Source organism: Streptomyces sp. 1331.2 (assembly GCF_900199205.1).
GTDB lineage: Bacteria > Actinomycetota > Actinomycetes > Streptomycetales > Streptomycetaceae > Kitasatospora.
This window is the reverse complement of the sequence record NZ_OBMJ01000001.1, coordinates 4,332,871-4,358,239: the sequence shown is the minus strand read 5'-3', so window position 1 is coordinate 4,358,239 and position 25,369 is coordinate 4,332,871. Positions and strand designations below refer to the sequence as shown.

General features: G+C 73.1%; 23 protein-coding genes and 1 tRNA gene. 9 read left to right on the top strand and 15 right to left on the bottom strand.

Going from position 1 to position 25,369, the window contains the following annotated elements:
* Positions 1-110: 110 nt before the first annotated feature.
* From kdpC to CRP52_RS18575, 6 genes are all read right to left on the bottom strand, one after another.
* Complete coding sequence (kdpC, locus tag CRP52_RS18600) at positions 111-746, bottom strand: potassium-transporting ATPase subunit KdpC (protein ID WP_097237449.1); 636 nt, start codon at positions 744-746, stop codon at positions 111-113.
* 17 nt (positions 747-763) lie between these two features.
* Positions 764-2,878 (bottom strand): potassium-transporting ATPase subunit KdpB, encoded by a 2,115-nt coding sequence (gene kdpB / locus CRP52_RS18595; RefSeq protein ID WP_097237448.1) that lies wholly within the window; start codon positions 2,876-2,878, stop codon positions 764-766.
* Positions 2,878-4,542, bottom strand: a complete 1,665-nt coding sequence (gene kdpA / locus CRP52_RS18590; protein WP_097237447.1) for a potassium-transporting ATPase subunit KdpA — start codon at positions 4,540-4,542, stop codon at positions 2,878-2,880. The genes kdpB and kdpA overlap by 1 nt, the downstream gene beginning before the upstream one ends.
* 1 nt (position 4,543) lies before the next feature.
* Entirely contained in the window at positions 4,544-4,633 is a 90-nt protein-coding gene (gene kdpF / locus CRP52_RS18585) for a K(+)-transporting ATPase subunit F (RefSeq protein WP_097237446.1), read from the bottom strand.
* A 424-nt stretch (positions 4,634-5,057) separates the two neighbouring features.
* Positions 5,058-5,387 (bottom strand): hypothetical protein, encoded by a 330-nt coding sequence (locus tag CRP52_RS18580; protein WP_097237445.1) that lies wholly within the window; start codon positions 5,385-5,387, stop codon positions 5,058-5,060.
* 303 nt (positions 5,388-5,690) lie between these two features.
* Positions 5,691-5,771 (bottom strand) — tRNA-Tyr (locus CRP52_RS18575).
* A gap of 217 nt (positions 5,772-5,988) precedes the next feature.
* On the opposite strand from CRP52_RS18575, the gene CRP52_RS18570 reads away from it, so the two are divergent.
* The gene (locus tag CRP52_RS18570; protein WP_097237444.1) at positions 5,989-6,477 is read left to right on the top strand and encodes a YajQ family cyclic di-GMP-binding protein; all 489 of its coding nucleotides are present in this window, start codon (positions 5,989-5,991) and stop codon (positions 6,475-6,477) included.
* A 116-nt stretch (positions 6,478-6,593) separates the two neighbouring features.
* On the opposite strand, the gene CRP52_RS37680 is transcribed toward CRP52_RS18570, so the two are convergent.
* Both CRP52_RS37680 and CRP52_RS18560 read right to left on the bottom strand, forming a co-directional pair.
* Positions 6,594-7,184 carry a hypothetical protein gene (locus CRP52_RS37680; RefSeq protein ID WP_097237443.1) on the bottom strand — a complete coding sequence of 197 codons (591 nt, stop codon included), beginning with the start codon at positions 7,182-7,184 and terminating at the stop codon, positions 6,594-6,596.
* 109 nt (positions 7,185-7,293) lie between these two features.
* Positions 7,294-7,791 (bottom strand): hypothetical protein, encoded by a 498-nt coding sequence (locus tag CRP52_RS18560; protein WP_097237442.1) that lies wholly within the window; start codon positions 7,789-7,791, stop codon positions 7,294-7,296.
* Between the two features lie 368 nt (positions 7,792-8,159).
* Between CRP52_RS18560 and CRP52_RS18555 the strand changes: the two genes are divergently transcribed.
* From CRP52_RS18555 to mug, 6 genes are all read left to right on the top strand, one after another.
* Positions 8,160-9,737, top strand: coding sequence for an APC family permease (locus CRP52_RS18555; RefSeq protein ID WP_179852845.1), 1,578 nt, complete (start codon positions 8,160-8,162; stop codon positions 9,735-9,737).
* The gene (locus CRP52_RS18550) at positions 9,734-10,171 is read left to right on the top strand and encodes a hypothetical protein (RefSeq protein ID WP_257032559.1); all 438 of its coding nucleotides are present in this window, start codon (positions 9,734-9,736) and stop codon (positions 10,169-10,171) included. The genes CRP52_RS18555 and CRP52_RS18550 overlap by 4 nt, the downstream gene beginning before the upstream one ends.
* Positions 10,172-10,213: 42 nt before the next feature.
* Positions 10,214-11,566: a dipeptidase gene (locus tag CRP52_RS18545; protein WP_097237441.1), complete on the top strand. Its 1,353-nt coding sequence runs from the start codon at positions 10,214-10,216 to the stop codon at positions 11,564-11,566.
* Between the two features lie 15 nt (positions 11,567-11,581).
* A complete protein-coding gene (locus CRP52_RS18540; protein WP_097237440.1) occupies positions 11,582-12,745 on the top strand; it encodes an aminopeptidase P family protein in 1,164 nt (387 codons plus the stop codon).
* A gap of 251 nt (positions 12,746-12,996) precedes the next feature.
* Positions 12,997-13,995: a phosphatase PAP2 family protein gene (locus tag CRP52_RS18535; RefSeq protein ID WP_179852844.1), complete on the top strand. Its 999-nt coding sequence runs from the start codon at positions 12,997-12,999 to the stop codon at positions 13,993-13,995.
* A gap of 71 nt (positions 13,996-14,066) precedes the next feature.
* Positions 14,067-14,606, top strand: a complete 540-nt coding sequence (mug, locus tag CRP52_RS18530) for a G/U mismatch-specific DNA glycosylase (protein ID WP_373560564.1) — start codon at positions 14,067-14,069, stop codon at positions 14,604-14,606.
* On the opposite strand, the gene CRP52_RS18525 is transcribed toward mug, so the two are convergent.
* Entirely contained in the window at positions 14,528-15,553 is a 1,026-nt protein-coding gene (locus CRP52_RS18525; RefSeq protein WP_097237437.1) for a LysR family transcriptional regulator, read from the bottom strand. The two genes, mug and CRP52_RS18525, sit on opposite strands and share 79 nt — an antisense overlap.
* A gap of 144 nt (positions 15,554-15,697) precedes the next feature.
* On the opposite strand from CRP52_RS18525, the gene CRP52_RS18520 reads away from it, so the two are divergent.
* Positions 15,698-16,702: an NADP-dependent oxidoreductase gene (locus CRP52_RS18520; protein WP_097237436.1), complete on the top strand. Its 1,005-nt coding sequence runs from the start codon at positions 15,698-15,700 to the stop codon at positions 16,700-16,702.
* A gap of 299 nt (positions 16,703-17,001) precedes the next feature.
* On the opposite strand, the gene CRP52_RS18515 is transcribed toward CRP52_RS18520, so the two are convergent.
* From CRP52_RS18515 to CRP52_RS18505, 3 genes are all read right to left on the bottom strand, one after another.
* Entirely contained in the window at positions 17,002-17,958 is a 957-nt protein-coding gene (locus tag CRP52_RS18515) for a M48 family metalloprotease (RefSeq protein WP_097237435.1), read from the bottom strand.
* Positions 17,959-17,961: 3 nt separating this feature from the next.
* Positions 17,962-18,423, bottom strand: a complete 462-nt coding sequence (locus CRP52_RS18510) for a BlaI/MecI/CopY family transcriptional regulator (protein WP_097237434.1) — start codon at positions 18,421-18,423, stop codon at positions 17,962-17,964.
* A 224-nt stretch (positions 18,424-18,647) separates the two neighbouring features.
* Positions 18,648-19,556, bottom strand: coding sequence for a DMT family transporter (locus CRP52_RS18505; RefSeq protein ID WP_097237433.1), 909 nt, complete (start codon positions 19,554-19,556; stop codon positions 18,648-18,650).
* Between CRP52_RS18505 and CRP52_RS18500 the strand changes: the two genes are divergently transcribed.
* Complete coding sequence (locus tag CRP52_RS18500) at positions 19,555-21,009, top strand: aminotransferase-like domain-containing protein (RefSeq protein WP_097237432.1); 1,455 nt, start codon at positions 19,555-19,557, stop codon at positions 21,007-21,009. The genes CRP52_RS18505 and CRP52_RS18500 overlap by 2 nt on opposite strands.
* 47 nt (positions 21,010-21,056) lie before the next feature.
* Here CRP52_RS18500 and htpX read toward each other — a convergent pair whose 3' ends face one another.
* The 3 genes from htpX to CRP52_RS18485 form a co-directional block, all read right to left on the bottom strand.
* On the bottom strand, positions 21,057-21,920 hold the full coding sequence (gene htpX / locus CRP52_RS18495; RefSeq protein ID WP_097237431.1) for a zinc metalloprotease HtpX: 864 nt from the start codon (positions 21,918-21,920) through the stop codon (positions 21,057-21,059).
* 184 nt (positions 21,921-22,104) lie between these two features.
* The gene (locus CRP52_RS18490) at positions 22,105-23,643 is read right to left on the bottom strand and encodes an NADH-quinone oxidoreductase subunit N (protein WP_097240166.1); all 1,539 of its coding nucleotides are present in this window, start codon (positions 23,641-23,643) and stop codon (positions 22,105-22,107) included.
* A 56-nt stretch (positions 23,644-23,699) separates the two neighbouring features.
* Entirely contained in the window at positions 23,700-25,328 is a 1,629-nt protein-coding gene (locus CRP52_RS18485; RefSeq protein ID WP_097237430.1) for a complex I subunit 4 family protein, read from the bottom strand.
* Positions 25,329-25,369 lie beyond the last annotated feature (41 nt).

The window sequence follows — 25,369 nt, the reverse complement described above, 5'->3', positions numbered from 1 at the left end:
CTCTTTCCATCGGGAGGTGGTGCACGTCTGCGGACACGGGGCGGCCGGCCCGGACGCGGGGATCCTCCCGTGCCCGGGCCGGCCCGGTCACCAGCTTGTCTGAGCCGGTGTCACTTCTGCTCGCTGAGCGCCTTGTTGAGGAGCACGACGTTGACCGCCTCGTTGCCGAGGAAGCCGGCCGATCGGCTCTCGGTGTACTTCTCCACCAGTGCGGCCACCTTCTCCACCGGCAGGTTGCGGGCCTTGGCGACCCGGTTGACCTGCTCCTTGGCGTAGGCCACCGAGATGTCCGGGTCGAGACCGGAGCCGGAGGCGGTCAGCGCGTCGGCCGGGACGCCCGCCGGGTCGACCCCGTCGAACGCGGCGACGGCGGCACGGCGGTCGTTGACGGCCTTCAGCAGGTCCTCGCTGTTCGGGCCGAGGTTGGAGGCGCTGGACGAGGACGCGTCGTAGCCCGCCCCGGCGGCGGAGGGCCGGGGCTGGAACCACTTCGGGTCCGGCTTGGCCTCCTCCTTCGGGTCGTCCGGGTTCACCTTGGGCAGGTTGTAGTTCTGGCCGATCAGGCTGGAGCCGACCTCCTTGCCGTCGGCCTTCACGATCGAGCCGTTGGCCTTCTCGGTGAAGGCGACCTGGGAGATGCCGGTGACCAGCAGCGGGTAGGCGACTCCCAGGATGACGGTGAGCACGAGGAGCACGCGCAGGGCGGTGAAGTGGGTCCGCACGGTGGCGGGCAGGGGCTTGGACATGGCGGTGGACTCCTCTCTCAGCTGAGGCCGGGGATGAACTGGACGATCAGGTCGATCAGTTTGATGCCGACGAACGGCACCACCAGACCGCCGAAGCCGTAGATCCCGATGTTGCGGCGCAGCAGCGAACTCGCGTCCGAGGGACGGTACTTCACGCCGCGCAGGGCGAGCGGGATCAGGCCGATGATGACCAGGGCGTTGAAGATGATCGCCGAGGTGATCGCGGACTGCGGGCTGTGCAGGCCCATGATGTTGAGGTGGCTCAGGCCCGGGTAGACCCCGGCGAACATCGCGGGGATGATCGCGAAGTACTTGGCCACGTCGTTGGCGATGGAGAAGGTGGTCAGCGCGCCGCGGGTGATGAGCAGCTGCTTGCCGATCTCCACGATCTCGATCAGCTTGGTGGGGTTGGAGTCCAGGTCGACCATGTTGCCGGCCTCCTTGGCCGCCATGGTCCCGGTGTTCATCGCGACGCCGACGTCGGCCTGGGCGAGCGCGGGGGCGTCGTTGGTGCCGTCGCCGGTCATCGCGACCAGCTTGCCGCCCTCCTGCTCCTTCTTGATCAGGGCCATCTTGTCCTCGGGCGTGGCCTCGGCGAGGAAGTCGTCCACGCCGGCCTCCTCCGCGATCGCCTTGGCGGTCAGCGGGTTGTCGCCCGTGATCATGACGGTCTTGATGCCCATCCGGCGCAGCTCGTCGAAGCGCTCCCGCATGCCCTCCTTGACCACGTCCTTGAGGTGGATGACCCCGAGGACGCGGGCGGGCCGGCTGCCGGTCTTCGTGGCCACCACCAGCGGGGTGCCGCCGGCCGCGGAGATGCCGTCGACCAGCGCGGACACCTCGTCGGTGACCTTGCCGCCGTTCTCGGTGACCCAGTTGGACACGGCGGCGGCCGCGCCCTTGCGGACCTGGTGCACCCCGTCGGCCTCGTCGAGGTCGACGCCCGACATGCGGGTCTGGGCGGTGAACGGAACCCAGGTGGCGTGCGTCAACTCGCCCTGGGCGCGGGCCCGCAGACCGTACTCGGTCTTGGCCAGGACCACGATCGAGCGGCCCTCGGGGGTCTCGTCGGCCAGCGAGGAGAGCTGCGCCGCACTGGCCAGCTCGTCCGTGGAGACCCCGCTCACCGAGAGGAACTCGGCGGCCTGGCGGTTGCCCAGGGTGATGGTGCCGGTCTTGTCGAGCAGCAGGGTGTTGACGTCGCCGGCGGCCTCGACGGCCCGGCCGGACATGGCCAGCACGTTGCGCTGCACCAGGCGGTCCATGCCGGCGATGCCGATCGCGGACAGCAGCGCGCCGATGGTGGTCGGGATGAGCGCCACGATCAGGGCGACCAGGACGATCATCGACTGCGGGGCGCCCGCGTAGGTGGCCATCGGCTGGAGCGTGACGACCGCGACCAGGAAGACGATGGTCAGCGAGGCCAGCAGGATGTTGAGCGCGATCTCGTTCGGCGTCTTCTGCCGGGCGGCGCCCTCGACCAGGGCGATCATCCGGTCGATGAACGACTTGCCGGGCTCCGAGGCGATCTTCACCACGATCCGGTCGGACAGCACCTTGGTGCCGCCGGTCACCGCGGAGCGGTCACCGCCGGACTCGCGGATGACCGGCGCGGACTCGCCAGTGATCGCCGACTCGTCCACTGAGGCGACGCCCTCGACGACGTCGCCGTCGCCCGGGATGATCTGCCCGGCCTCGACCACGACGTGGTCGCCAAGTCGGAGCGCGGTGCCGGGCACCTCCTCCTCGTCCTGCGTGGCCGGCCAGTTCGTCAGCCGGCGGGCGACGCTCTCGGTCTTGGTCTTGCGCAGGGTGTCGGCCTGGGCCTTGCCGCGGCCCTCGGCGACGGCCTCCGCCAGGTTGGCGAAGATCGTGGTCAGCCAGAGCCACACGGTGATGGCCCAGGCGAAGACGCTGGGGTCGGCGATCGCGGAGACGGTGGTGACCACCGAGCCCACCTCGACCACGAACATCACCGGGTTCTTGATCATCACCCGGGGGTCGAGCTTCCTCACCGCGTCCGGCAGGGACGCGACGATCAGCTTCGGGTCGAGGAGGCCGCCGGAGACTCTGTGCGGCGCCGCGGGCTCGGCCTGGTCGACCGGCGCGGGAGTGAGCGTGGGAGTGGACATCAGGAGGTGAGACCTTCCGCGAGCGGCCCGAGGGCCAGGGCCGGGAAGTAGGTGAGGCCGACGACGATCAGGATCACGCCCGACAGCAGGCCCACGAACAGCGGCTTGTGGGTGGGCAGGGTGCCCGGGGTCGCCGGGACGGGCTGCTGCTGCGCGAGCGAACCGGCCAAGGCCAGGACGAAGACGATCGGCAGCAGACGGCCGAAGATCATCGCCAGGCCGAGCGCGGTGTCGTACCAGTCGGTGTTGACGGTGATGCCGCCGAAGGCCGAGCCGTTGTTGTTGGCGGCGGAGGTGAAGGCGTACAGCACCTCGGAGAAGCCGTGGGCGCCCGAGTTGAGCATCCCGGCCCGCTCGCCCGGCAGGGCCATCGCCACACCCGTGCCGACCAGCACGATCGTCGGGGTGGTGAGGATGTACAGCGAGGCGAACTTCATCTCCCGGCCGCCGAGCTTCTTGCCCAGGTACTCGGGGGTACGGCCGACCATCAGGCCCGCGACGAACACCGCGACGATCGCCAGGACGAGCATCCCGTACAGGCCGGAGCCGGTGCCGCCGGGCGCGATCTCGCCCAGCATCATGTTGAAGACCGCCAGCCCGCCGCCGAACGGCGTGAACGAGTCGTGGAAGGAGTTCACCGCGCCGGTCGACGTCAGCGTGGTCGAGGCAGCGAACAGACCGGAAGCCGCGATGCCGAACCGCTGCTCCTTGCCCTCCATCGCGGCGCCCGCGGCCTGCAGGGCGCTGCCGGAGTGCTGCGACTCCGCGAAGGTCAGCAGGGCGGTCGAGGCGACCCAGAACAGGCCCATCACGGCGACGATCGCGTAGCCCTGGCGGTTGTCGCCGACCATCCGGCCGAAGGTCCGGGGCAGCGCGAACGGGATCACCAGCAGCAGGAAGATCTCGACCAGGTTGGAGAAGCCGTTCGGGTTCTCGAACGGGTGCGCCGAGTTGGCGTTGAAGAAGCCGCCGCCGTTGGTGCCGAGCAGCTTGATGACCTCCTGGGACGCCACCGGGCCGCCGGGAATCTTCTGCACCTCGCCGCTGAGCGTGGTCACCTCGTGGAAGCCGTGGAAGTTCTGGATCACCCCGGAGGCGGCCAGGACCAGGGCGAACACGATCGAGATCGGCAGCAGCAGCCGCAGGTTGATCCGGACCAGATCCACCCAGAAGTTGCCGACCCGGTCGGTCCGGTTGCGGGTGAAGCCCCGGATCAGCGCCGCCACGACGGCGATGCCGACGGCCGCGGAGACGAAGTTCTGCACCGCCAGGCCGGCCATCTGCGCCAGGTGGCCCATCGCCTGCTCGCCCGAGTAGGACTGCCAGTTGGTGTTGGCGACGAACGATATCGCGGTGTTCCAGGCCTGGTGGCCCTCCATCTGCTGGACACCCAGGCTCAGCAGCAGGTGGTTCTGGAGGCGGATCAGGCCGTACAGGAAGAGGACGGAGACCGCCGAGAAGGCCAGCACCGAGCGCAGGTACACCGGCCACCGCTGGTCGGCGTCACCGTCGACGCCGATCACCTTGTAGATGCCGCGCTCGACTCTGAGGTGCTTCGAGGTGGTGAGGAGCTTGGCGATGTAGTCGCCAAGGGGGCGGTAGCACAGGGCCAGCGCGCCGACGAGGGCGAGGGCCTGCAGCCAGCCCGCGAGAGTGGAGCTCATGTCAGAACTTCTCCGGGTAGATCAGCGCGACGACGAGGTAGCCGACGAGGGCGACGGCCACGATGAGGCCTGCGATGTTCTCGGCGCTCATGCGTCCACCTCGCTGCGCTCGCCGGTCGCTTCGCGCGACACGCGCCCCTGGATGGTCCGCTCGCTACGCTCGCTCACAGCTTCTCCACCCCCGCGCGATCAGGGCGATGACGGCGAACACGACGACCGTGACACCGACGTAGATGAGATCGGACATGGGCTCCACCAGCGCGGTTCGGAAGATGCCGCGACCTGGCCGGAGGGCTCGCGCGGCGCCGGCGGACGACCGGCAGATGCAGCAAATCAGCGGTCAGTGGCACGTTTCGGAGCCCTGACGCCCTCCATACGGGTGATAGCGCCGCGTTGACGCGACCTTGACGCCGACCGGTCGGGAATGGCCGCCGGGACGGGCCCTCGTACGCCGAACGGCCCCTGACAGCGCGTGCTGTCAGGGGCCGTTCGGCGGGCTCTCTCCCCTTGCGACGTCACATCCGCATCCGCAACCGCAGCCGGCAGACCACCGCGTCGGTGTGCGGCGCAGGGCGCGGTCGATCACGGCGCCGCGCCGGTTCTGCAGCGCTTCTGCAGCGCTTCTGCAGCGCCTGCTGCCACCGGCGGGCGGGCTCCACCTCGGGGATCAGTACGGTCAGCCGGTCGTAGGCGTGCTCCGCGCCGAGCTCGTTGACGAAGGCGGCGATCGGCGGGCCCAGCCTGCGGTGACCGCCCGGGATCTCCACCAGCGGGACGCCCGGCTGCCACAGCTCCCGGTCCCGGCGCAGCGCCTCGGCCGCGGCCGAGGCGTGCACCACGGTCACGAGCGGCTTCGACGCCCCCTTGACGCGGCCGCCGCGCCACCTGCGGGCCTCCGGCCCGACGACTGTTGGCGGGGGTGGGGTGAGCCGTTGTCCCGGCGGGCGCCGGTTGGGAAGACGATCAGCTCGGTCGAAGGACTCCCACCCCCGGCCCCCCACTCTGCTGCCTGCCACCCGTAATTGCAAGCAATGCGCAATAACTGCCCCTGCCGACAGCCCGGGCGGGCGGCGCACCACGGCGGGCGCAGCCAACGAAAAAGCCCCCGATCCGCGTTTCCGCAGATCGGGGGCCGTTTCTCTATCCTGTGGCTGGTGCAGGGTTCGAACCTGCGTAGCTTGCGCGACAGATTTACAGTCTGCTCCCTTTGGCCGCTCGGGCAACCAGCCAGGATTTTTGCCGCCCGGGGCGTTTGCCCCGTTCGACTTGGTAAACCATACCTGATGCCATGGGGTGCTCCGCCACTCGATAGATCACGCGATGATCAAGGAGCGCGGTGCGGTCGGCGCGGGCGGGCGCGGGGTGGTGCTGGATAGGCTGGGGCGGCGGTCGCCCCGTGGGGCGGGCCGTGCCAGTGAAGCCAGAGCATCAAGGAGACCAACACCCATGGCCGACTCCAGTTTCGACATCGTCTCGAAGGTCGAGTGGCAGGAGGTCGACAACGCGATCAACCAGACCTCCCGCGAGATCGCGACGCGCTTCGACTTCAAGGGCGTGGGCGGCGAGATCAGCCGCTCGGGCGAGAAGATCGAGATGAAGGCCAACGGCGAGGAGCGCGTGCGGGCCATCCTCGACGTGCTGCAGACGAAGTTCATCAAGCGCGGCCTGTCGCTGAAGGCGCTGGACGCCGGTGAGCCCCAGCTGTCCGGCAAGGAGTACAAGATCTTCGCCGACATCAAGGAGGGCATCACGACGGAGGACGCGAAGAAGGTCGCGAAGATCATCCGTGACGAGGGCCCGAAGGGCGTCAAGGCGCAGGTCCAGGGCGACGAGCTGCGCGTCAGCTCCAAGAGCCGCGACGACCTCCAGGCCGTGCAGGCCCTGCTCAAGGGCAAGGACCTGGACTTCGCGATCCAGTTCGTGAACTACCGCTAGTCGACCGCGTCGGCCTGCGTCGACGCCACCAGGCGGACGGCGGAACGGCTCCGCTCCCGGGTTCGGGAGCGGAGCCGTTTGCGTGTCGGTGGTGGGGCGGGACGAGGCGGGGCGGGTCAGCCGGTGGCGGGGTGGCGGTGCGGCGCGGTGGTCAGGGCGTGGGCCTGGGCGCGGAGGGTGTCGAGTTGCTGTTGCAGGGTGGCGGTGGTGCCGGGTGACGTGGGCGGGGTCGGGACCGTCACCGGCGGGATCGTCACCGGCGGGACGGTCACCGGCAGGGTCGGGAGCTGGCCGATCAGGCCTTGCAGGGCGCTCAGCAGGGCGGCGATGAGCTGTTGGAGGGCGCCGAGGTCGAGGGCACCGGAGGTCACCGACGAGATCAGGCCGGTGAGCTGCTTGATGATGTCGCCGATCGCGGCGGTCGGATCCGGCACGGCGGGGACGGCAGGGGTGTCGGGGACAGCCGGAATGGCGGCGTCGACCGGGTCCGCCGGGTCCGCCGGGTCGGCGGCCGGGAGGGTCGACGGTGCCCCGCCGAGGAGGGCGGCGAGATCGGCGGGGAGGACAGGGGCTGCGGGAACGCCGGGGACACCGGGGACACCGGGGACGGAGACGGTGGTACGGGAGGCCGCGGCTCCATGGCCGGCGGCGGTGGCGGACGCCGTGGCGACCATGGTCAGCACGACGACCATCCGGGTGGCACGCATGGGGACTGCTTCCTCTCACTGTGGATCAGGCGAGATCGCCTGCTTCACAAGGTCGGGCAGTCGTACGGGCACAGCCACCGCAGGTACGCCGAACGGTGCGGGCAGGCCTTCAGTCGGCGGCGGCCGTCGCCCACTCGCGGGTGCTGCGGTGCCGTCCGAGGCCGACCGCGGCGAACTCGTCCGTCCCGCCGTCGCCGGGGTGCGCGCCGAGCAGGCGCAGGGCGCGGGAGATCGGGGTGCCCTCGGGCGGCGCGGGCTCGAACTCGCCGCTGCCGAGCGGGCCGAGGACGATCCGGCCGTCCACCCAGACGGCGGCGCGCTGGGTGCCGCTGCCGCCGGAGTACTCGGCCTCCACGCAGGCGATCGGGCCGGCCTTCGACCAGGCGGCCAGCCGGAGTTCGAAGCCGTCCGCGTGCCGGCCGAACCCGGCCCCGCCGACGGGTTTGTCGGCGCTGCCGTCGCCCTGGAGAGCGGCGAGGACCGAAGAGGTGACCGGGATCAGTGCCAGCCCCTGCCCCAACGGCACCACCCGGGCCGCCGACACCTCCGCCGCCGCCACCTTCAGCAGCTCCAATGTTCCTATCAGCGCCTGGAGTTCATAGGACATGCCGGACATCGTGTCCCACCGCACCGACAGTCGGCCCGGTATTTATGATTCCGTGCCCGCTCGGAGACCGTAGAGCAGGCTGAGCACCGTCACGAATCGGTCTGGGGCCATGACAGTCCGACGGCAACCCGGCGGCAGCCCGACGGCAGCCCGAATGCGCTCCCCGCCTCCCCGTGGCAGGTCACCCACTCGGGTGCCTGCCGCATGCGGCGGCCCCGGCCCCCGGGTGGACTGGCCGGGTACGGCCCGCCCCGGGGGTCTCCCCCGGCTCTCGCCTCGCCGACCGTCGCCGCCCCCCGTTGACGCCGACCGCCACCGGCCGCGCCGGGCCGGGCCGCAGCCGACCGGGCCGTACCGGAGGAGGACAGATGAGTTCCACGGACGCGCCCCCGCCCGGCCGGAGCAGCCCCGACGGCGCCCCGGCAGCAGTTGCCCCGGCAGGAGCCCCGGCCACCCGGGAGCGCACCGGCTCGGTGGCCGGCCGCCTGGCTGCCGCCCCGCGGATGTCCTGGGTGACGCTCGCCCTGATGACGACCAGTTCGGTGGCCAGCCTGCGCTCCGCCCCGACCATGGCGGTCTACGGCCTGGCCTGCGTCTTCCTCTACCTCGTCCCGGCGGTCGTGTTCCTGCTGCCCACCGCGCTGGTCTCGGCCGAGCTGGCATCCGGCTGGGAGGGCGGCGTCTACCGCTGGGTGTCGGAGGGGCTATCGAAGCCGCTGGGCTTCCTCGCGGTCTGGTGCCAGTTCGCGATGACGATCTTCTACTACCCGTCCCTGCTGGCGTACGTGGCCTCGACCATCGCGTACGTGGTGAACCCGAGGCTGGCCGGAAACGGCCCGTACACCGCCCTGGTGATCATGGTGCTGTACTGGACCGGGGTCTGGGTCTCCTCGCGCGGGACGAAGGCGGTGGCCGGGCTGTCCTCGATGGGGCTGGTGATCGGCACGCTGGTCCCCGGCACGCTGCTGGTCGTCCTCGGCTTCGTCTTCCTCGGCGAGGGCAACCCCTCCGCCGCCCCGATGGACGCCGCGCACCTCTTCCCGCAGTGGACCGGGCTGGCCAGCCTGGTGCTGATCGTCAACAACTTCCTCAGCTACTCCGGCATGGAGATGAACGCGGTCCACGTCTCCTCGCTGCGCGACCCGGCCCGGGAGTTCCCGCGCTCGATGTTCACCGCCTCCGCGATGGTGCTGGCGATCTTCATCCTGCCCGCGCTGGCGATCAGCTGGGTGGTGCCGTCCAGCGAACTGAGCCTGACGGCCGGGGTGATGCAGGCCTTCGACGCCTTCTTCCAGTACTTCCACGTCGGCTGGCTCACCCCGGTCATCGCGGTGGCGCTGATCGCGGCCTCGCTCGGCGGCATGCTCACCTGGCTCGCCGGGCCGTCCAAGGGCCTGCTGATGATCTCCCGGCAGGAGGGCTACCTGCCGCCGTTCCTGCAACGGCTCAACAGGGAGGGCGTCCAGCAGAACCTGCTGGTCACCCAGGGCGTGATCACCACCGCCATCGCCCTTCTGTACGCCCTGATCCCGAACGTCTCCAGCGCCTACTGGATCTTCTCGGTGATCACCACACAGGTGTACCTGATCGTCTACCTGCTGATGTTCGCCGCCGCGATCCGGCTGCGCCGCACCCAGCCCGACCACCCGCGCGGCTACCGCGCCCCCGCGCTGGTGCCGATGTGCGTGATCGGGCTGTTCTCCTCGGCCGCCGCGATGGCGATCGGCTTCGTACCGTCCTCGCAGTTCGGCAGCGGCAGCGTCTGGTCGTACATCGGGATCGTCGGCGGCGGCCTGCTGGTCCTCGGGCTGGTGCTCCCGTACTCGTTCCTGCGGCTGCGCAAGCCCGGTTGGCGTTCCCCGGACGCCGCGGCCGAGTTGGCCGCGCAGGAGGCCGCCGAGCTGCACGGCGCCGAGCCGCACGGCACCGCAGGAGGTGCGGCATGACCGCCAACCCGATGGCCTCCCGGCACCGCTGGATCTACCTGGGCTCGATCGCCCTGCTGGTCGCGATGCTGGTCACCGGCCTGCTCTCGTTCACCCAGCTGCACGCCACCGACCTGGCCGACCGGAAGGCCAGGAAGCTTTCCGAGGCGCTGAGTTCGGCCGGCTATCCGGTGCCGACGCAGGAGCAGATCGTGCACACCCTCGGCGAGGACGGCGGGGCCGTCTGCGCGGACCCGGCGAACGCGCTGACCCAGGCGCAGTGGAAGTACGGCATGTCCAACGGCGCCGGCGGGCCCGGCCAGCGGCCGGTGCTCTCCGACCGCGAGGTGGTGCGCGGCGAGGCGATCGTGCTCTCGGTGTACTGCCCCGACAAGCTCGCCGCCATCCAGGACCGGATCGACGACCTCGACCTGCGCGACACCGTCCGCAGGTAGCCCACGCCAGGCAGCCCACGCCGGTAGCCCACGGGAGCTCGAATGACCGACGAACTCGCCCTCCGCATATCCGAGTTGATGCCCAGGGCCCAGGCCGACCTGGCCGAGCTGGTGGCCATCCCGTCCGTCGCCGACCCCCGGCAGTACCCGCCGGAGAAGTGCCGGCAGGCCGCCGAGTGGGTCGCCGCCGCCTTCACCGAGGCCGGCCTGCGCGACGTCCACTTGGAGGAGACCCCGGACGGCAGCCACGCCGTGATCGGCCACCGCCCGCCGCCGCCCGGCGCCCCGACCGTGCTGCTCTACAGCCACTACGACGTCCAGCCCCCGCTGGACGACGCCGCCTGGGAGTCCCCGCCGTTCCGGCTCACCGAGCGCGACGGCCGCTGGTACGGGCGCGGCGCCGCCGACTGCAAGGGCAACATCGTCATGCACCTCACCGCGCTGCGCGCGCTCGGGGAGGACATCCCGGTCGGCCTCAAGCTGGTGGTCGAGGGCTCCGAGGAGCAGGGCACCGGCGGCCTGGAGCGGTACCTGCCCCCGCACGCCGGGGAGTTGCACGCGGACGCGCTGCTGGTCTGCGACACCGGCAACGCCGCCGTCGGCGTCCCGACCGCCACCACCTCGCTGCGCGGGGTCGCCAACGCGGTGGTCACCGTCCGGGCGCTGAAGGGCGACCTGCACTCCGGCATGTTCGGCGGCGCCGCCCCGGACGCCCTCGCCGCGCTGGTCCGGATGCTCGACGCGCTGCGCGACGCCGACGGCGGCACCCGGATCGACGGCCTGGACTGCGACGGGACGTGGAGCGGCGCCGGCTACGACGAGGCGGCCTTCCGCACCGACGCCGGCGTCCTGGACGGCGTCCGGCTGACCGGCTCCGGCACCGTCGCCGACCGGCTCTGGGCCCGCCCCGCCGTCACCGTCCTCGGCATCGACTGCCCGCCGGTGGTCGGCTCGACCGCCGCCGTCCCGGCCACCGCCCGGGCCCGGGTGAGCCTGCGGGTGCCGCCCGGCACCGACGCCGGCACCGCCCTGGACGCGCTGATCGCCCACCTGGAGGCCGCCGCACCCTGGGGCGTACGGGTGGAGTTCGTCCGGGAGAGCGCCGGCTCGCCGTTCCGGGCCGACACCGGCGGGCCCGGGTACGCCGCGCTCGACCAGGCGATGCAGGAGGTCTACGGCCGGCCGATGTCCTTCCTCGGCCAGGGCGGTTCGATCCCGCTCTGCAACGTCCTCGCCGCCACCTACCCCGACGCGGAGATCATCCTGATGGGCGTCGAGGAGCCGCGCTGCCTGATCCACGCGCCGAACGAGAGCGTCGACCCGGGCGAGATCGCGAACATGGCCCGCGTCGAGGCGCTGTTCCTGCGGAACTTCGCCGACTCGGCCGGGCGCTGAGGGAGTTCGAGGAGCATGGAGGCCCAGCAGAGCCCGTCCGCCCCCAGAGGAGGAACCGCCGTGCCCCGACCCTTCACCGTCGAGGACTACGCCGCCCGGATGGCCCGCGCCACCGCCGAGGCGACCGCCGCCGGGCTGGCCGGCCTGGTCGTCGCCCCCGGGCCCGACCTGGCCTACCTGTGCGGCTACACGCCCACCGCGATCACCGAGCGGCTGACCACCCTCGTCCTCACCGCCGGCCGTCAACCCGCCTTGCTGGTGCCCAAGTTGGAGCGACCGGACGCCGCGAAGGCGGTCGGCGCCGCGGCCGTCCGGCTGCTCGACTGGGCCGACGGCGAGGACCCGTTCGCCACCGCCGGCCCGCTGCTCGACCCGGCAGGGCGGTACGGCGTCTCCGACAACGCCTGGGCGATGCACCTGCTCGGTCTCCAGTCCGCGCTGCCCGGCGCCGCCTTCACCTCGCTCACCGAGAGCCTGCCGATGCTGCGCGCGGTCAAGGACACCGAGGAGCTGGAGCGCCTGGCCGCGGCCGGCGGGGCCGCGGACGCCGCGTACCGCAGGATCCTGGAGGTCGGGTTCGCCGGCCGCCGGGAGAGCGACATCGCCGCCGACCTCGGCGCGCTGCTCATCCAGTACGGGCACAGCCAGGTCGACTTCACCGTGGTCGGCTCCGGCCCCAACGGCGCCGACCCGCACCACGAGGCCGGTGACCGGGTCATCCGAAAGGGTGACACCGTGGTGCTGGACTTCGGCGGCCTCAAGGACGGCTACGGCTCCGACACCACCCGGACGGTGCACGTCGGGCCGGACGTCCCGGCCGAGGTCCGGACGGTCCACGACCTGGTCAGGACCGCCCAGCAGACCGCCTTCGAGGCCGTCCGCCCCGGCGTGAGCTGCCAGGAGATCGACCGGATCGCCCGCCGGGTGATCACCGAGGGCGGCTACGGCGAGTACTTCATCCACCGCACCGGGCACGGGATCGGCACCACCACGCACGAGCCTCCGTACCTGGTCGAGGGCGAGGAGCGGCCGCTGGTGCCGGGCATGTGCTTCTCGATCGAGCCCGGGATCTACCTGCCCGGCCGGTTCGGGGTGCGGATTGAGGACATCGTCACCGTCACCGGTACGGGCGGCCGCCGCTTCAACAACACCCCGCACGAGCTGGGCATCGTGGCATGACCGCCCGGCTGACTCCGATACGGGCCTCCGTCGGGCCCGGGACCGGGCCCGGGCCTGGGGTCGGGCCCGGGCCTGGGGTCGGGCCCTGGGCCGGCCGTATGGTCGGCCGGGCCGGCGTCGACCCGACCGCCGTCGACCGGGCCGGCGTCAACCGGCCCGTCAACCGCGCCGCCGACCGGTTCGGGCGTTCTTACGATCCGGTCATGCTTCACCCAGAGTCCTCCAAGTTTGGGTTGCTATTTTCGGTGCGCATGACCAAGACCCTCTCCCCGGCCGCGCCACCCGCGCGGACCGGGCAACCGCGCCCGGTGCCTCCGCCCCGCCCCCGCGGGACGGGCTGGTCGAGACTCCGGTTCCTGGCCTGGCCGCTCTACCTGACCGGCCTCCTCTGGTTCCTGCGCACCGAGGGCATCCCGGCCGCCAACGACGTGCTGTTCCTCTGGCTGATCGGGGCCCTGCTCACCGCCGCCGTGCACAGCGGGCACGGCCGCCGCGGCTTCCTCCTGGTCCTGCGCGACTGGGTCCCGGTGATGGCCGTGGTGTGGACGTACTCGCTGCTGCGCGGCTACGGCGCGCACACCCCGTGGGCCCCGCACTGGCTGCCACAGCTGCGCTTCGACGAGGCGCTGGGCTTCGGCGAGACCTGGACCGTCCGGCTCCAGCACGCCCTCTACACCCCCGGCTCGCCGCACTGGTACGACTACGCGGCGGTGGGCGTCTACCTCTCGCACTTCTTCGTGGTCTTCCTCCTGCTCGCGGTGCTCTGGCGGCGCGCGCACCACCGGTTCCGGCAACTGCTCGCCTGCTACCTGACGCTCACCTTCGCGGGCTTCGCCACCTACCTGCTCTACCCGGCCGACCCGCCGTGGCTGGTCGCCCAGCAGGGCAACCTGCCGCACCTGTCCCGGGTGGTCTGGGAGGTGATCTCGGCGAGCGGGCTCCCGCAGGCCGACTCGCTGCTGGAGAACGGCAGTCAGTTCGCCAACGACGTCGCCGCGATGCCCTCGCTGCACTCCGCCTACCCGGCGATGCTGCTGTTCCACTTCTGGCCCACCGCCCGGCCCTGGCTGCGGGCGGTGCTGGTCGGCTATCCGCTCGCGATGACCTTCACCCTGGTCTACGGCGCGGAGCACTTCATCATCGACGTCTTCGTCGGCTGGGCGTACGCGGCCGCGGTGGTGTTCGGCCTGCGGTGGCTGCGCAGCCGCCGTACGACGCCGTCGAAGGGCACGGCAGACTTGGCCGGGTGAAGTCGCAGACGCCGAGGGAGCCGAGCACCCGGCCCGCCGCCAAACCCGCCGCCAAACCCACCGCCGAACAGCTGCTGGCCGCCAAGGACACCACCATCCCGGACGTCACCGGGCCCGGGCTGCGGGTGCTGTTCTGCGGCATCAACCCGGGCCTGTGGTCCGGCGCCACCGGGCACCACTTCGCCCGCCCCGGCAACCGCTTCTGGCCCGCCCTGCACCGCTCCGGTTTCACCCCGCGCCAGTACCGGCCGGACGAACAGGGCGAACTGCTCGCGCTCGGCCTGGGCATCACCAACGTCGCCCCGCGCACCACCGCCAAGGCGGACGAGCTGACCGCCGAGGAACTGCGGGAGGGCGGCGCCGCGCTCCGCGAGCGGGTGCTGCGGCTGCGCCCGCGGGTGCTGGCCGTGCTCGGCATCGGCGCCTACCGGACGGCCTTCGGGCAACGGCGGGCCGCGATCGGGCGCCAGCCGGAGGGCCTCGGCTCCACCGAGGTGTGGGTGCTGCCCAACCCCAGCGGGCTCAACGCGCACTACACGCTGGACGCGCTGGCCGAGGAGTTCCGGCGGCTCCGGGAGGCCGTGGAGGGCCGAGCGGGCGCCGGGAGCTGAGCGGGCGCCGGGAGCTGACCGGTCTTCGAGAGCTGAGTAGCCGTCGCGAGCTGAGCGGGCGCCAGCCCCACCGGCAGCGGGACGTCGCGCAGTTCGCGGATCAGCGCCCGGACGGCGGCCGTCCCCGCCAGCTCGGGCGTGGTGACGTACCCGACGAAGCGGCTCGGCGGGCGCGGCCCGAGGTCGGTGACGGCGAGCCCGGCCGGGGCGCCGAGCAGGGCGGTCCGGGGCATGATCGCCATGCCGAGGCCCTGGGCGACCAGCGAGAGGGCCACCGTGTCGTCCTCCACGTTCACGGTCGCGGGCGGGATCCAGTCCTGCCGCTGCCACCAGTCCCGGGTGTACGAGCCGCAGTTCTCGTCCCAGTCGACCAGCGGCAGCTCGCGCGGCGCCCGGTGGCCCTGCGGGTGTGCGAGCGCGTACGCCTCCTCGTACAGCCGCACCGCGACCAGCCCGGGCACGGCCGGCGGGCCGCCGGCGTCCAGAGTGGCCAGCCCGAGGTCGGCGCGGCCGTCGGCGACCTCCCCGGCGGTGCCGCGGCCGATCTCCCGGACGATCCGGACGTGCGTGCCGAGCCCGGGGTGGCGCTCGGCGAGCCGGGCCAGGACGGACGGCAGCAGGTGGGCGGCGGCGCTGCGGAAGGCGGCGATCCGCAGGGTGCCGGTCAACGGCCCGCCCGTGCCCGCGCCGCGGACCTCTGGGCCGATCGCGTCCAGCAGCCGTAGGATCCGGCGGGCGTACGCCACGGCGCGGGCGCCGGCCGCGGTGGGGCGTGCGCCGTGGCGCCCGCGCTCGAAGAGCACCGCCCCGAGCTTCCGCTCGCAGGCGCGCACGGCGTGCGAGACGGCGGACTGGGTGGTGTCCAGGCGCGCGGCGGCCGCCGTGAAGCTCTGCTCCTCGTCGACGGCGACCAGGATCCGCAGCTCGTGCGGGGCGAGATCGGTCATGCCCCCGAATCTATCGGCCGGTGGGCCGATCCATCGATCCCGCTCATGGAAAGCGCCGTTCCATCGACGGATGCCCCTGCCCGACCGCTCCCCCGCTTCCTACGGTGGTCACATCCCGCCCGTCCTCACCCGTCCGGAGCACCGATGTCCCGCCCCACCGCCCGCGCCGTCCACCTGGTCTCCCGCCCCGACGGCGCGCCGACCGCCGAGAACTTCGCCTTCGTCGAGGAGAGCATCCCGGCGCTCGCGGCGGGCGAGGCCCTGGTCGAGAACATCTACCAGTCCGTCGACCCGTACATGCGCGAGGAGATGGACGAGGGCGGCTGGGACCTGCACGCCCCGTTGGAGGGCCGCACCGTCGGCCGGGTGGTGGAGTCCCGGACCGACGCCCTGCCCGTCGGGACGGTCATCCTCCACCGCCAGGCCTGGCGCACCCACTCGGTGGTCACCGCCGAAGGCTCCTTCGTGCTGCCCGAGTTCGACGGCGTCCCGCTCAGCGCGCACCTGTCGGTGCTCGGCGGCACCGGCCTGTCCGCCTTCGTCGGTCTGACCCGGGTCGCCCGGCTCCAGCCCGACGAGACGATCTTCATCTCGGCAGCCGCCGGCGGCGTCGGCACCGCCGCCGGACAGCTCGCCCGGCTGCTCGGCGCCGGACGGATCATCGGCAGCACCGGCTCGGCCGCCAAGGCCGCCCACCTCACCGAGAAGCTCGGCTTCGACGCCGCCTTCGACTACCACGACGGCCCGATCGCCGACCGCCTGCGCGAGGCCGCCCCCGAGGGGCTGCACGTCTACCTGGACAACGTGGGCGGCGACCACCTCGCGGCCGCCATCGACACCCTGCGCGACCACGGCCGGATCGCCTGGTGCGGCGCCGTCGCCCAGTACAACAACCCGCAGACCCCGCCGCCCGCGCCGCGCAACCTCTACGACGTCGTCGGCAAGAGCCTGCGGCTGGAGGGCTTCCTGGTCCGCAACCACCTCGACGCCCGGCCGGAACTGTACGACTTCCTCGTCCCGCACCTGCGCTCGGGTGCCGTCGTCCCGGACGAGACGATCGTGGACGGCTTCGACGGTGTGGTGGACGCGTTCCTCGGCATGCTGCGCGGGGCCAACACCGGCAAGATGCTCGTCCGCATCGCCGACTGACGCACCGCCGCCTGACGCACCGCCGCCTGGCGCCACCTCGGGCGGCGCCACCTCGACTGGCGCGGCGCCGGCCGACCCCCTGAGCGGTCGGCGCCGCGTCGGCACACTCCCGCAGCGTCGGCACACTCCGGCAGCACGGCCGGGCTCCTGCACGTCGTCACCGCCGAGCTCACCCGGGCCTCGGACGCCCCCGCGCTGAACGGCCTCCACCCGCTCGCCGTCGAGTCACCGGCGGCGGCCGAGGCAGCCCTCGACGAACTGGCCGCGCCGCTCTGAGCGGTCAGGGCGTCGGCCCTGCACTACAGCGGGGTGACGGCCTTCAGCACCACCAGCAGCGCCACGGCGGCGTTGAGCGCGCACAGCGCCGACGCCGCCGTACCCGCCGCGGCGACCATCGCCGCCAGGCCCGCCGGGGTCTTGGCCGGCGGCCAGTTGCGGGAGGTCGGCACCGGGCCGAGCAGCGCCGCCACCCGGCGCGGCACCGGTCCGGCCGCGGCGGCCGGGGCGGCGAAGGCCGCGAAGCCGGGCGCCGGCACGGCGTGCGAGACCAGGGCCGCCCGGGCCACCGCCCGCGCGGTGATCCGGCGGTCCCCCACGGCCTGCGCCGAGTCCTCGTCCGCCCACCGCTCCGCGCTGTACGCCACCGCGTCCTGCAGCGGCCGCAGGAAGGGGTTGACGCAGGCGGCGAGCTGGGTGGTCAGCAGGTACCGGTGGTGGCGGTGGCGCAGGTGCGCCCGCTCGTGCGCGAGCAGCGCCTCGCGCTCGTCCGCGGCGAGGCCGTCCAGCATCCCGGTGGAGACCACCACCCGCCCGGGCGAGCCGGGCAGCGCGTAGGCGTACGGGCTGCGGTCCGGCAGCACCGCGAGGTCGTCGGACGGCCCGGTACCGGCGGGCAGTCCGGCCAGCGCCCGGCGGGCCCGGGCGCGCACCCGCAGGTGCCGGACGACCGTCCGGGCGCAGGCGAAGCACACCAGCGCCAGCAACCACATCGCGGCCGTGCCGACCGTCTCGTGGTACGGCAGCGCGGCCCGCACCTCCGGGTCGGACCAGCTGTCCGGCAGCGGGTTGCCGGGGATCTGCGCGGTGCCGACGACCCCGATCAGCCCGAGGCAGAGCACGCTGCACACCGCCATCACCGCGCTGATCACGGTCATCAGCCGGGCCGCGCCGCGCGGGTGCAGGTGCTGCTCGGTCAGGCGTGCGATCGGTACCGCGGTGAGCGGCAGGACGAGCGGGAGGAAGACGAAGAAGCCCACGGGTCAGCTCTCACGGTCGGTCGCTGCCGGATCGGCGGACGTCTCCGGATCGGCGGACGTCTCCGGGCCGGTGGACGCGGCGTCGAGCAGCGCCCGCAGCAGTTCCTCGTCGTGCGGCAGCAGCGCGCTGACGAAACTGGCCAGGACGGCGTCCCGGTCCGCCTCCCCGTCGAGCATCCGGCGCATCCGCAGCGCCGCCAGCCCGGCGGCGTCGGCGGAGGCCTGCCACAGGTAGGAGCGGCCGGAACGGGTCCGGGAGACGGCGTTCTTGGCGTGCAGCCGGGACAGGATGGTCATCACCGTGGTGTACGCCAGGTCGCCGTCCAGGCGCTCCTGGACCCACCCGGCGGAGGCCGGGCCGGGCGCCTGCTGGAGCACCGCCAGCACCTGCGCCTCCAGCTCGCCCTGACCGCGTCGTCGGGCCGGCGCGTCCCCGGTCGCCGGGGCGTGCCTCTCGTCTGCCATGACGGCCCACTCCCTCCGGATGCCGCGCCCGGACCGACGGGCGCGCCTTCATCCTAACGAGCGAGGGGCCGCGCCGAACCGGGCCGCGCAAGGGTTCCGGGCGTACGGCGCGGGCCCGGGGGGCCGTACGGCAGACCGCAGCCGGACGGCCGTACGGCCCGCCTCCGGGCGTACGGCGGCTCAGGTCCGGGCGTACGGCGGCTCAGGTCCGGGCGTACGGCGGCTCAGGTCCGGGCGCGCTGGGTCACCGCGATGCAGACCAGCACCACCACCGCCGTGACCGGCGCAGCCGCCGGCAGGTCCTCGCCGAGCAGCAGCACCGACCAGACCAGCGTCAGCAGCGGCTGCGCCAACTGCAGCTGACTGGCCCTCGGCACCCCGATCCCGGCCATCCCCCGGTACCAGAGCACGAACCCTCCGAACTGCGACACCCCCGCGATGTACAACAGCCCCGCCACCGCCTTCGCGCCGAACCGCACCGGCTCGGTGGACAGCCCGAACGCCGAGGTCAGCGCCATCACCGGCAGCGCTGCCAGCACCGCCCAGGCGATCACCTGGGCGCCCGGCAGGTCCCGGGACAGCCGCCCGCCCTCCGCGTACCCGGCGGCGCAGACCACCAGCCCGACGAACAGGTAGAGGTCGGCGACGGTCGGCCGCCCGTGGCTCTGCAGCAGGGTGAAGACGAGTACGGCCGACGCCCCGGCCAGCGCCGCCGCCCAGAACGCCCGGGACGGCCGACGCCCCGTCCGCACCGCCGAGACCACCGCGGTGGCCAGCGGCAGGACGCCGATGACCACCGCCGAGTGGGCGGTCGAGGAGGTACGCAGGGCGAGCGTGGTCAGCAGCGGGAAGCCGAGCACGCAGCCGGCGGAGACCACCAGCAGGCCGGGCCACTGCCGCCGCGTCGGCAGCGGGGCGTCGGAGGCCAGCAGGTAGAGCCCGGCCAGCACCGCGGCCAGGACGCCGCGCAGGCCGGTCGAGGACCACGGGCCGAAGCCGGTCAGGGACCACGCGGTGGCGGGGAAGCTGAGCGAGAAGGAGGCCACCCCGAGGGCGGCGAGAGCGGTACCGGAGGTCCGGTCCTGCTGCGGTGCTACTGCTGCGGGGCGGATAGCGCTATCTTGTTCCGTCATGAACGAGCGTAGCAGTGTGACCGAACTCGCCGACAGTCTGCGGCGGGAGGTCGAGCGCTACCCGGAGGGACGGAAGCTGCCCTCCAGCCGGGCCCTGACGGAGCGCCACCAGGTCAGCCCGGTGACGGTCTCCCGGGCCATCGCGGTGCTCGTGGCCGAGGGCCTGGTGGTCTCCCGGCCGGGCGCGGGGGTGTTCCGGGCGGCAGCCTTCGCCGCGGCCCCGGCCGTCCCCGCCGCACCGGCCGGACGAACCGGCGACCTCTCCTGGCAGGAGATCGCGCTCAGCGCCGACTCCGGCCCGCGCGACCTGCTCGCCGCCCCGGTGTTCGCCACCCTCCGGGTGCCGCCGCCCGACGTGATCGACCTCAACAGCGGGTACCCGCACGCCTCGATGCTGCCCGAGCGCCTGCTCGCCGCCGTCCTCGCCCGGGCCGGCCGACGCCCGGGTGCCTGGAACCGGCCGCCCACCGACGGCCTCACCGAACTGCGCGGCTGGTTCGCCCGCGACATCGGCGGTCACGGCGGACCGATCGGCGCCGGGGACGTCCTGATCACCTCCGGCGGCCAGGGCGGGCTCACCGTCGCCATGCGCGCGCTCGCCGCACCCGGCGCACCCGTCCTGGTCGAGTCGCCGACGTACTCGGGCATCCTGGCCGTCATCCGGGCGGCCGGACTGCGCCCCGTCCCCGTCCCGATCGACGCCGACGGCGTCCGCACCGACCTGCTGGCGGACGCCTTCGCCGCCACCCGGGCCCGGGTCTTCGTCTGCCAGCCGCTGTTCCAGAACCCCACCGGCGCCGTACTCTCCCCCGCCCGACGGGCCGACGTGCTGCGGATCGCCCGGGCGGCCGGGGCCTTCGTGGTCGAGGACGACTTCGCCCGGCTGCTGGTACACGCCGACTCCCCCGCGCTGCCCCGACCGCTCGCCGCCGAGGACCAGGACGGCGTCGTGGTGCACCTGCGCTCGCTCACCAAGGCCGCCTCCCCCAACCTGCGGGTCGGCGCCCTCACCGCCCGCGGCCCGGCCCTCGCCCGGCTGCGGGCCACCCAGGTCGTGGACAGCTTCTTCGTACCCCGCCCGCTCCAGGAGGCGACGCTGGAACTCGTCGCCGACCCGGCCTGGGCCCGCCACCTGCGCACCCTCGGCGCCGAACTGCGCGACCGCCGCACCGCCGCCGTCGCCGCCCTGCACCGCGAGCTGCCCGGCTTCCTCACCACCCACCGCCCCGGCGGCTACCACCTGTGGCTGACCCTCCCGGACGGCACCGACGACGGCGCCCTCACCGCCGACGCCCTGCGCGCCGGCGTCCAGATCACCCCCGGCCGCCCGTACCACGCCGCCGAACCCCCGGCCCCGCACCTGCGCCTCAGCTACGCCGCCGCCGAGAACCCCGCCCAACTCGTCGACGGCATCCACCGCCTCCGCACGGCGTACGAGAAATCGGCCCCCTGACCCCGACGGACACCCCACCACGGCCACGCCGCCCCGGGCAGCGGCCCCTACCGCCCGCGCCCCGCCATCCCCTCCAGCCGGGCGATCCGCTCCGCCATCGGCGGGTGGGTGGAGAACAGCCTCGCCCCGGCCTCGCCCGGCCGGAAAGGGCTGGCGATCATCATGTGGCTCGCCGTCTGGAGCTGGGGCTCGGGCGGGAGGGGGAGTTGCCGGGTGCCGGCGTCGAGCTTGCGCAGGGCGCTGGCGAGGGCGAGCGGGTCGCCGGTGATCCGGGCGCCGTCGGCGTCGGCCTGGTACTCGCGGGAGCGGCTGACCGCCATCTGGATCAGCCCGGCCGCGAGCGGTCCGAGGATCATGATGGCGAGCATCCCGAACAGCCCCGGGCCGTCCTCGTCGTCGTCCCGCCCGAACGGGATCAGCCAGGCGAAGTTCACCAGGAACATCACCACCGAGGCGAGCGCCCCGGCGACCGAGGAGATCAGGATGTCCCGGTTGTAGACGTGGCTCAGCTCGTGCCCGAGCACGCCCCGCAGTTCGCGTTCGTCCAGGATCCGAAGGATGCCCTCCGTGCAGCAGACCGCCGCGTTGCGCGGGTTGCGGCCGGTGGCGAAGGCGTTCGGGGCCGGGGTCGGGGAGATGTAGAGGCGGGGCATCGGCTGCCGGGCCGAGGTGGAGAGCTCGCGCACGATCCGGTACAGCTGGGGCGCCTCGAACTCGCTGACCGGCCGGGCCCGCATGGCCCGCAGCGCGAGCTTGTCACTGTTCCAGTAGGCGTAGGCGTTGGTCCCGAGGGCGATCAGCAGGGCGATCACGAGGCCGGTGCGGCCGAAGAAGCTGCCGATCACCAGGATCAGCGCCGAGAGGCCCCCGAGCAGGACGGCGGTCCTCAGTCCGTTGTGCCGGCGGTGCACGTCAGGCCCTCCTGTGGTGCGGTGGGGAAGCCCTTTCTGCCTCGTCCCTCTTGCCCGCTCAACGGGCGGGGCCAGGGACCTTGTTCCCTTGTGACCGACGTGACACCACCGCGCCACGCCATCGCGACCCGCCACCGCGGCACCGCACTGTCCGCCGCGCCGCTCCCGCCCGGGCGGCGCCGGCTCAGAACAGTGAGCCGCCCGCGACCTGGAGGACCAGCTGGGGTGCCACCGAGAGGACGATCGCGGCGGAGGCGGTGAGCCCCAGCGTCGCGGTCAGGCTGACCGGCAGGCGGCGCTCGTCCGGCGCCTGCGCACCGTCGCCCACGGGGGCGAACAGCCGCGCCGTCCACAGCAGGTAGTAGTACAGAGCGACGACCACGTTGGCGGCCATCACCACGGCCAGCCAGCCCAGCCCGGCGTCGACGGCCGCGCGGAACACCACGACCTTGCCGAACAGGCCGATCACGCCCGGCGGCAGCCCGGCCAGGCAGAGCAGGAAGAAGGCGAGGGCCAGCGCCGTCCAGCGGCGGCGGGCGAACAGGCCGCGGAAGTCGTCCACGCTGGTCCCGGCCCGCCGGCCGACCGCCGCGACCACCCCGAAGGCGCCGAGGTTCACCACGCCGTAGATCAGCGCGTACGCGGCGGTGGCGCCGAGCGGGTCGGCCCCGGTGGGCGCGTAGCCGGCCGCGGCGAGCGGCACCAGCAGGTACCCGGCCTGACCGACCGAGGACCAGGCGAGCAGCCGCACCGCGCTGTACCGGGTGTCGAAGCGCTGCCGCAGCGCGCCGACGTTGCCGACGGTCATGGTGACGGCGGCCAGCACCGCGAGCACCAGCCCCCAGGTGTGGGCGTACGGGCGGAAGGCGATGGTGGTGGCGAGCGCGAGCCCGGAGAGGCCGGCCGCCTTTCCGACCACCGAGAGGTAGCCGGCGACGGGCAGCGGGGCACCGGTGTAGGTGTCGGGCACCCAGAAGTGGAACGGGACGGCGGCGACCTTGAACGCGAAGCCGACCAGGGTCAGCACCGCCCCCGCCTCGGCGAGCGGCTTGAGCTGCCCGGGGGCGTGCTCCAGGCCCTGGGCGACGGCGGCCAGGTGCAGGCTGCCGCTCGCGGCGTAGACGAAGCCGATGCCGAGCAGCATCACGGCGGTGGCGGTGACGGAGGAGACGAAGAACTTGAGCGCGGCCTCGGCGCCCCGGCCGTCCCGGCGCAGCGCGACCAGGGCGAAGGCGGGCAACGAGGCGACCTCCAGGGCGATCACCATGGTGGCGAGGTCGCGGGAGGCGGGCAGCAGGGCGGCGCCGGTGGCGCTGGAGAGCAGCAGGAACCAGTACTCGCCGCGCGGCAGGTCGTCGTCCTCGACGGCGTGGGCCGAGAGCAGGGCGGCGATCAGCGCGCCGCCGAGGGCGAGCAGCTGGAAGACCAGGGCGAAGTGGTCGGCGACGTAGGAGCAGCCGCCGTTGTCAGACCCCCCTGCTACGTTCTGCACGCAGAAGGTCGCTCGGGGTGACCCACCGGTGAGGGGGAGGAGTGCGATGAGGGCGAGGGCGAGTCCGGCCGCGGTGAGGCGGCCGAGCCACTTCTTGTGCCGCTCTGGCAGGAACAGGTCCGTGACCAGCACGGCGAGGGCGGCCACGGCGGCGATCAGCGGGGGCGCGATCGCCACCCAGTCCACGGACTGGATCAGGCTGCCCGGGTTGGCTACGGCGAGGGAGGTCACAGTGTGCTGCCCCGTGGAGTGAGGTCCGAGTGCGGCGGTCTGGGCTGCGAGCACGGTCAGCCACCTCCGAGGAGGTGCTTGACGGCCGGGTTCGAGAGGCCGAGCAGCAGCGCGGGCCAGAGGCCGGCGAGCAGGGTGAGCGCGGCCAGCGGCATCCAGCTGACGGCCTCGTACGGGCGCAGGTCGGCCACCTCGGCCACCGGCGCGGGCTGCTCGGGATCGCCCATGCAGACGCGCTTGACCACGATCAGCAGGTACGCGGCGGTGAGGAGGGTGCCGAGGCCGGCCAGGACCATGTAGGTGACGAAGGCGGGGCGGGACAGCCCCTCGGCGGGGTCGAACGCGCCGAACATGGCGAGCAGCTCGCCCCAGAAGCCGGCCAGGCCGGGCAGGCCGAGGCTGGCGACGGCGGCGAAGGCGAGCAGTGCGCCGAGCCGTGGTGCCCGCCCGTACAGGGCTGCGCCGGTGGCGCCGGAGAGGGTGTCGAGGTCCGCCGTGCCGTAGCGGTCCTTGACGGCACCGACGACGAAGAACAGCAGGCCGGTGATCAGGCCGTGGGCGATGTTCGCGAACAGCGCGCCGTTGACGCCCACCGGGGTGAGGGAGGCGATGCCCAGCAGCACGAAGCCCATGTGGCCGACGGAGGAGTACGCGATCAGGCGCTTGAGGTCGCCCTTGGATCCGGAACCGGAGGCCGCGGAGCGCTTCGAAAGAAGGGTGGTGGTGGGCGACGGGAGGGCGAGCGCCAGACAGGCCAGCGAGCCGTAGACGATGCCGACGGCCGCGAAGGCGCCCAGGTAGGGGGCGAGCGTGGTGGTGCCGCCCGGCACGATCGGGAGGAGGACGCGGACGAGACCGTACGTACCCATCTTCAGCAGCACGCCGGCGAGCAGCACCGAGCCCACCGTCGGGGCGGCGGTGTGCGCGTCGGGGAGCCAGCTGTGCAGCGGCCAGGCGGGGGCCTTGACCGCGAGGCCGACCAGGATCGCCAGTGCGGCGATCACCTGGGTGGTGTGGCTCAGCCCGCTGCCGTGCGCGGCGGCCAGGGCCTGCATGTCGAAGGTGCCGGCCTTGCTGCCGATCAGCAGGAAGCCGAGCAGCATGACGGCCGAACCGAGCAGCGTGTAGAGGATGAACCGGTTGGCGGCCGGGGCCTTGGCGCCGCTCCCCCAGCGGGCGATCAGGAAGTACATCGGGATCAGCACGATCTCGAAGGCCAGGAAGAAGAGCAGGAGGTCCAGCACCGCGAAGGTGGCGAGCATGCCGACTTCGAGGAGGAGGAACAGCCCGACGAAGGCCTGAGCGGAGGGACGGGGCTCATCAGGGGCTCCGCCCCGGGCGTCCCCGTTCGGCAGCCGCTTCTCCGAGTAGAGCGCACAGAGGAAGGTGAGCAGTGCGGTCAGCACGATCAGCGGCAGTGAGACGCCGTCCACGCCGAGGTGGAAGCGCACGTGCAGGGCCGGGATCCAGGACACGTCGGTGGTGGCCTGCATCCGGGCGGGTTCGTCGTGGTCGAAGCCGGCCGCGAGGACGACGGTGAGCAGGAGCACAGCGCCGGTGACGACGGAGTTCAGGCGCAGCGCCCGCCGGTCGGCGACGGCCCGGTCCGCCCCGAACACCGGGGCCAGGGTGAGCGCGGCGCCGAGCAGCGGCAGTACCAGGAGGGCGATGAGGACTGCGTTCATCGGAGGCTCCCGGCGACAGTAGGCGAAACGGAGGTGGAGGA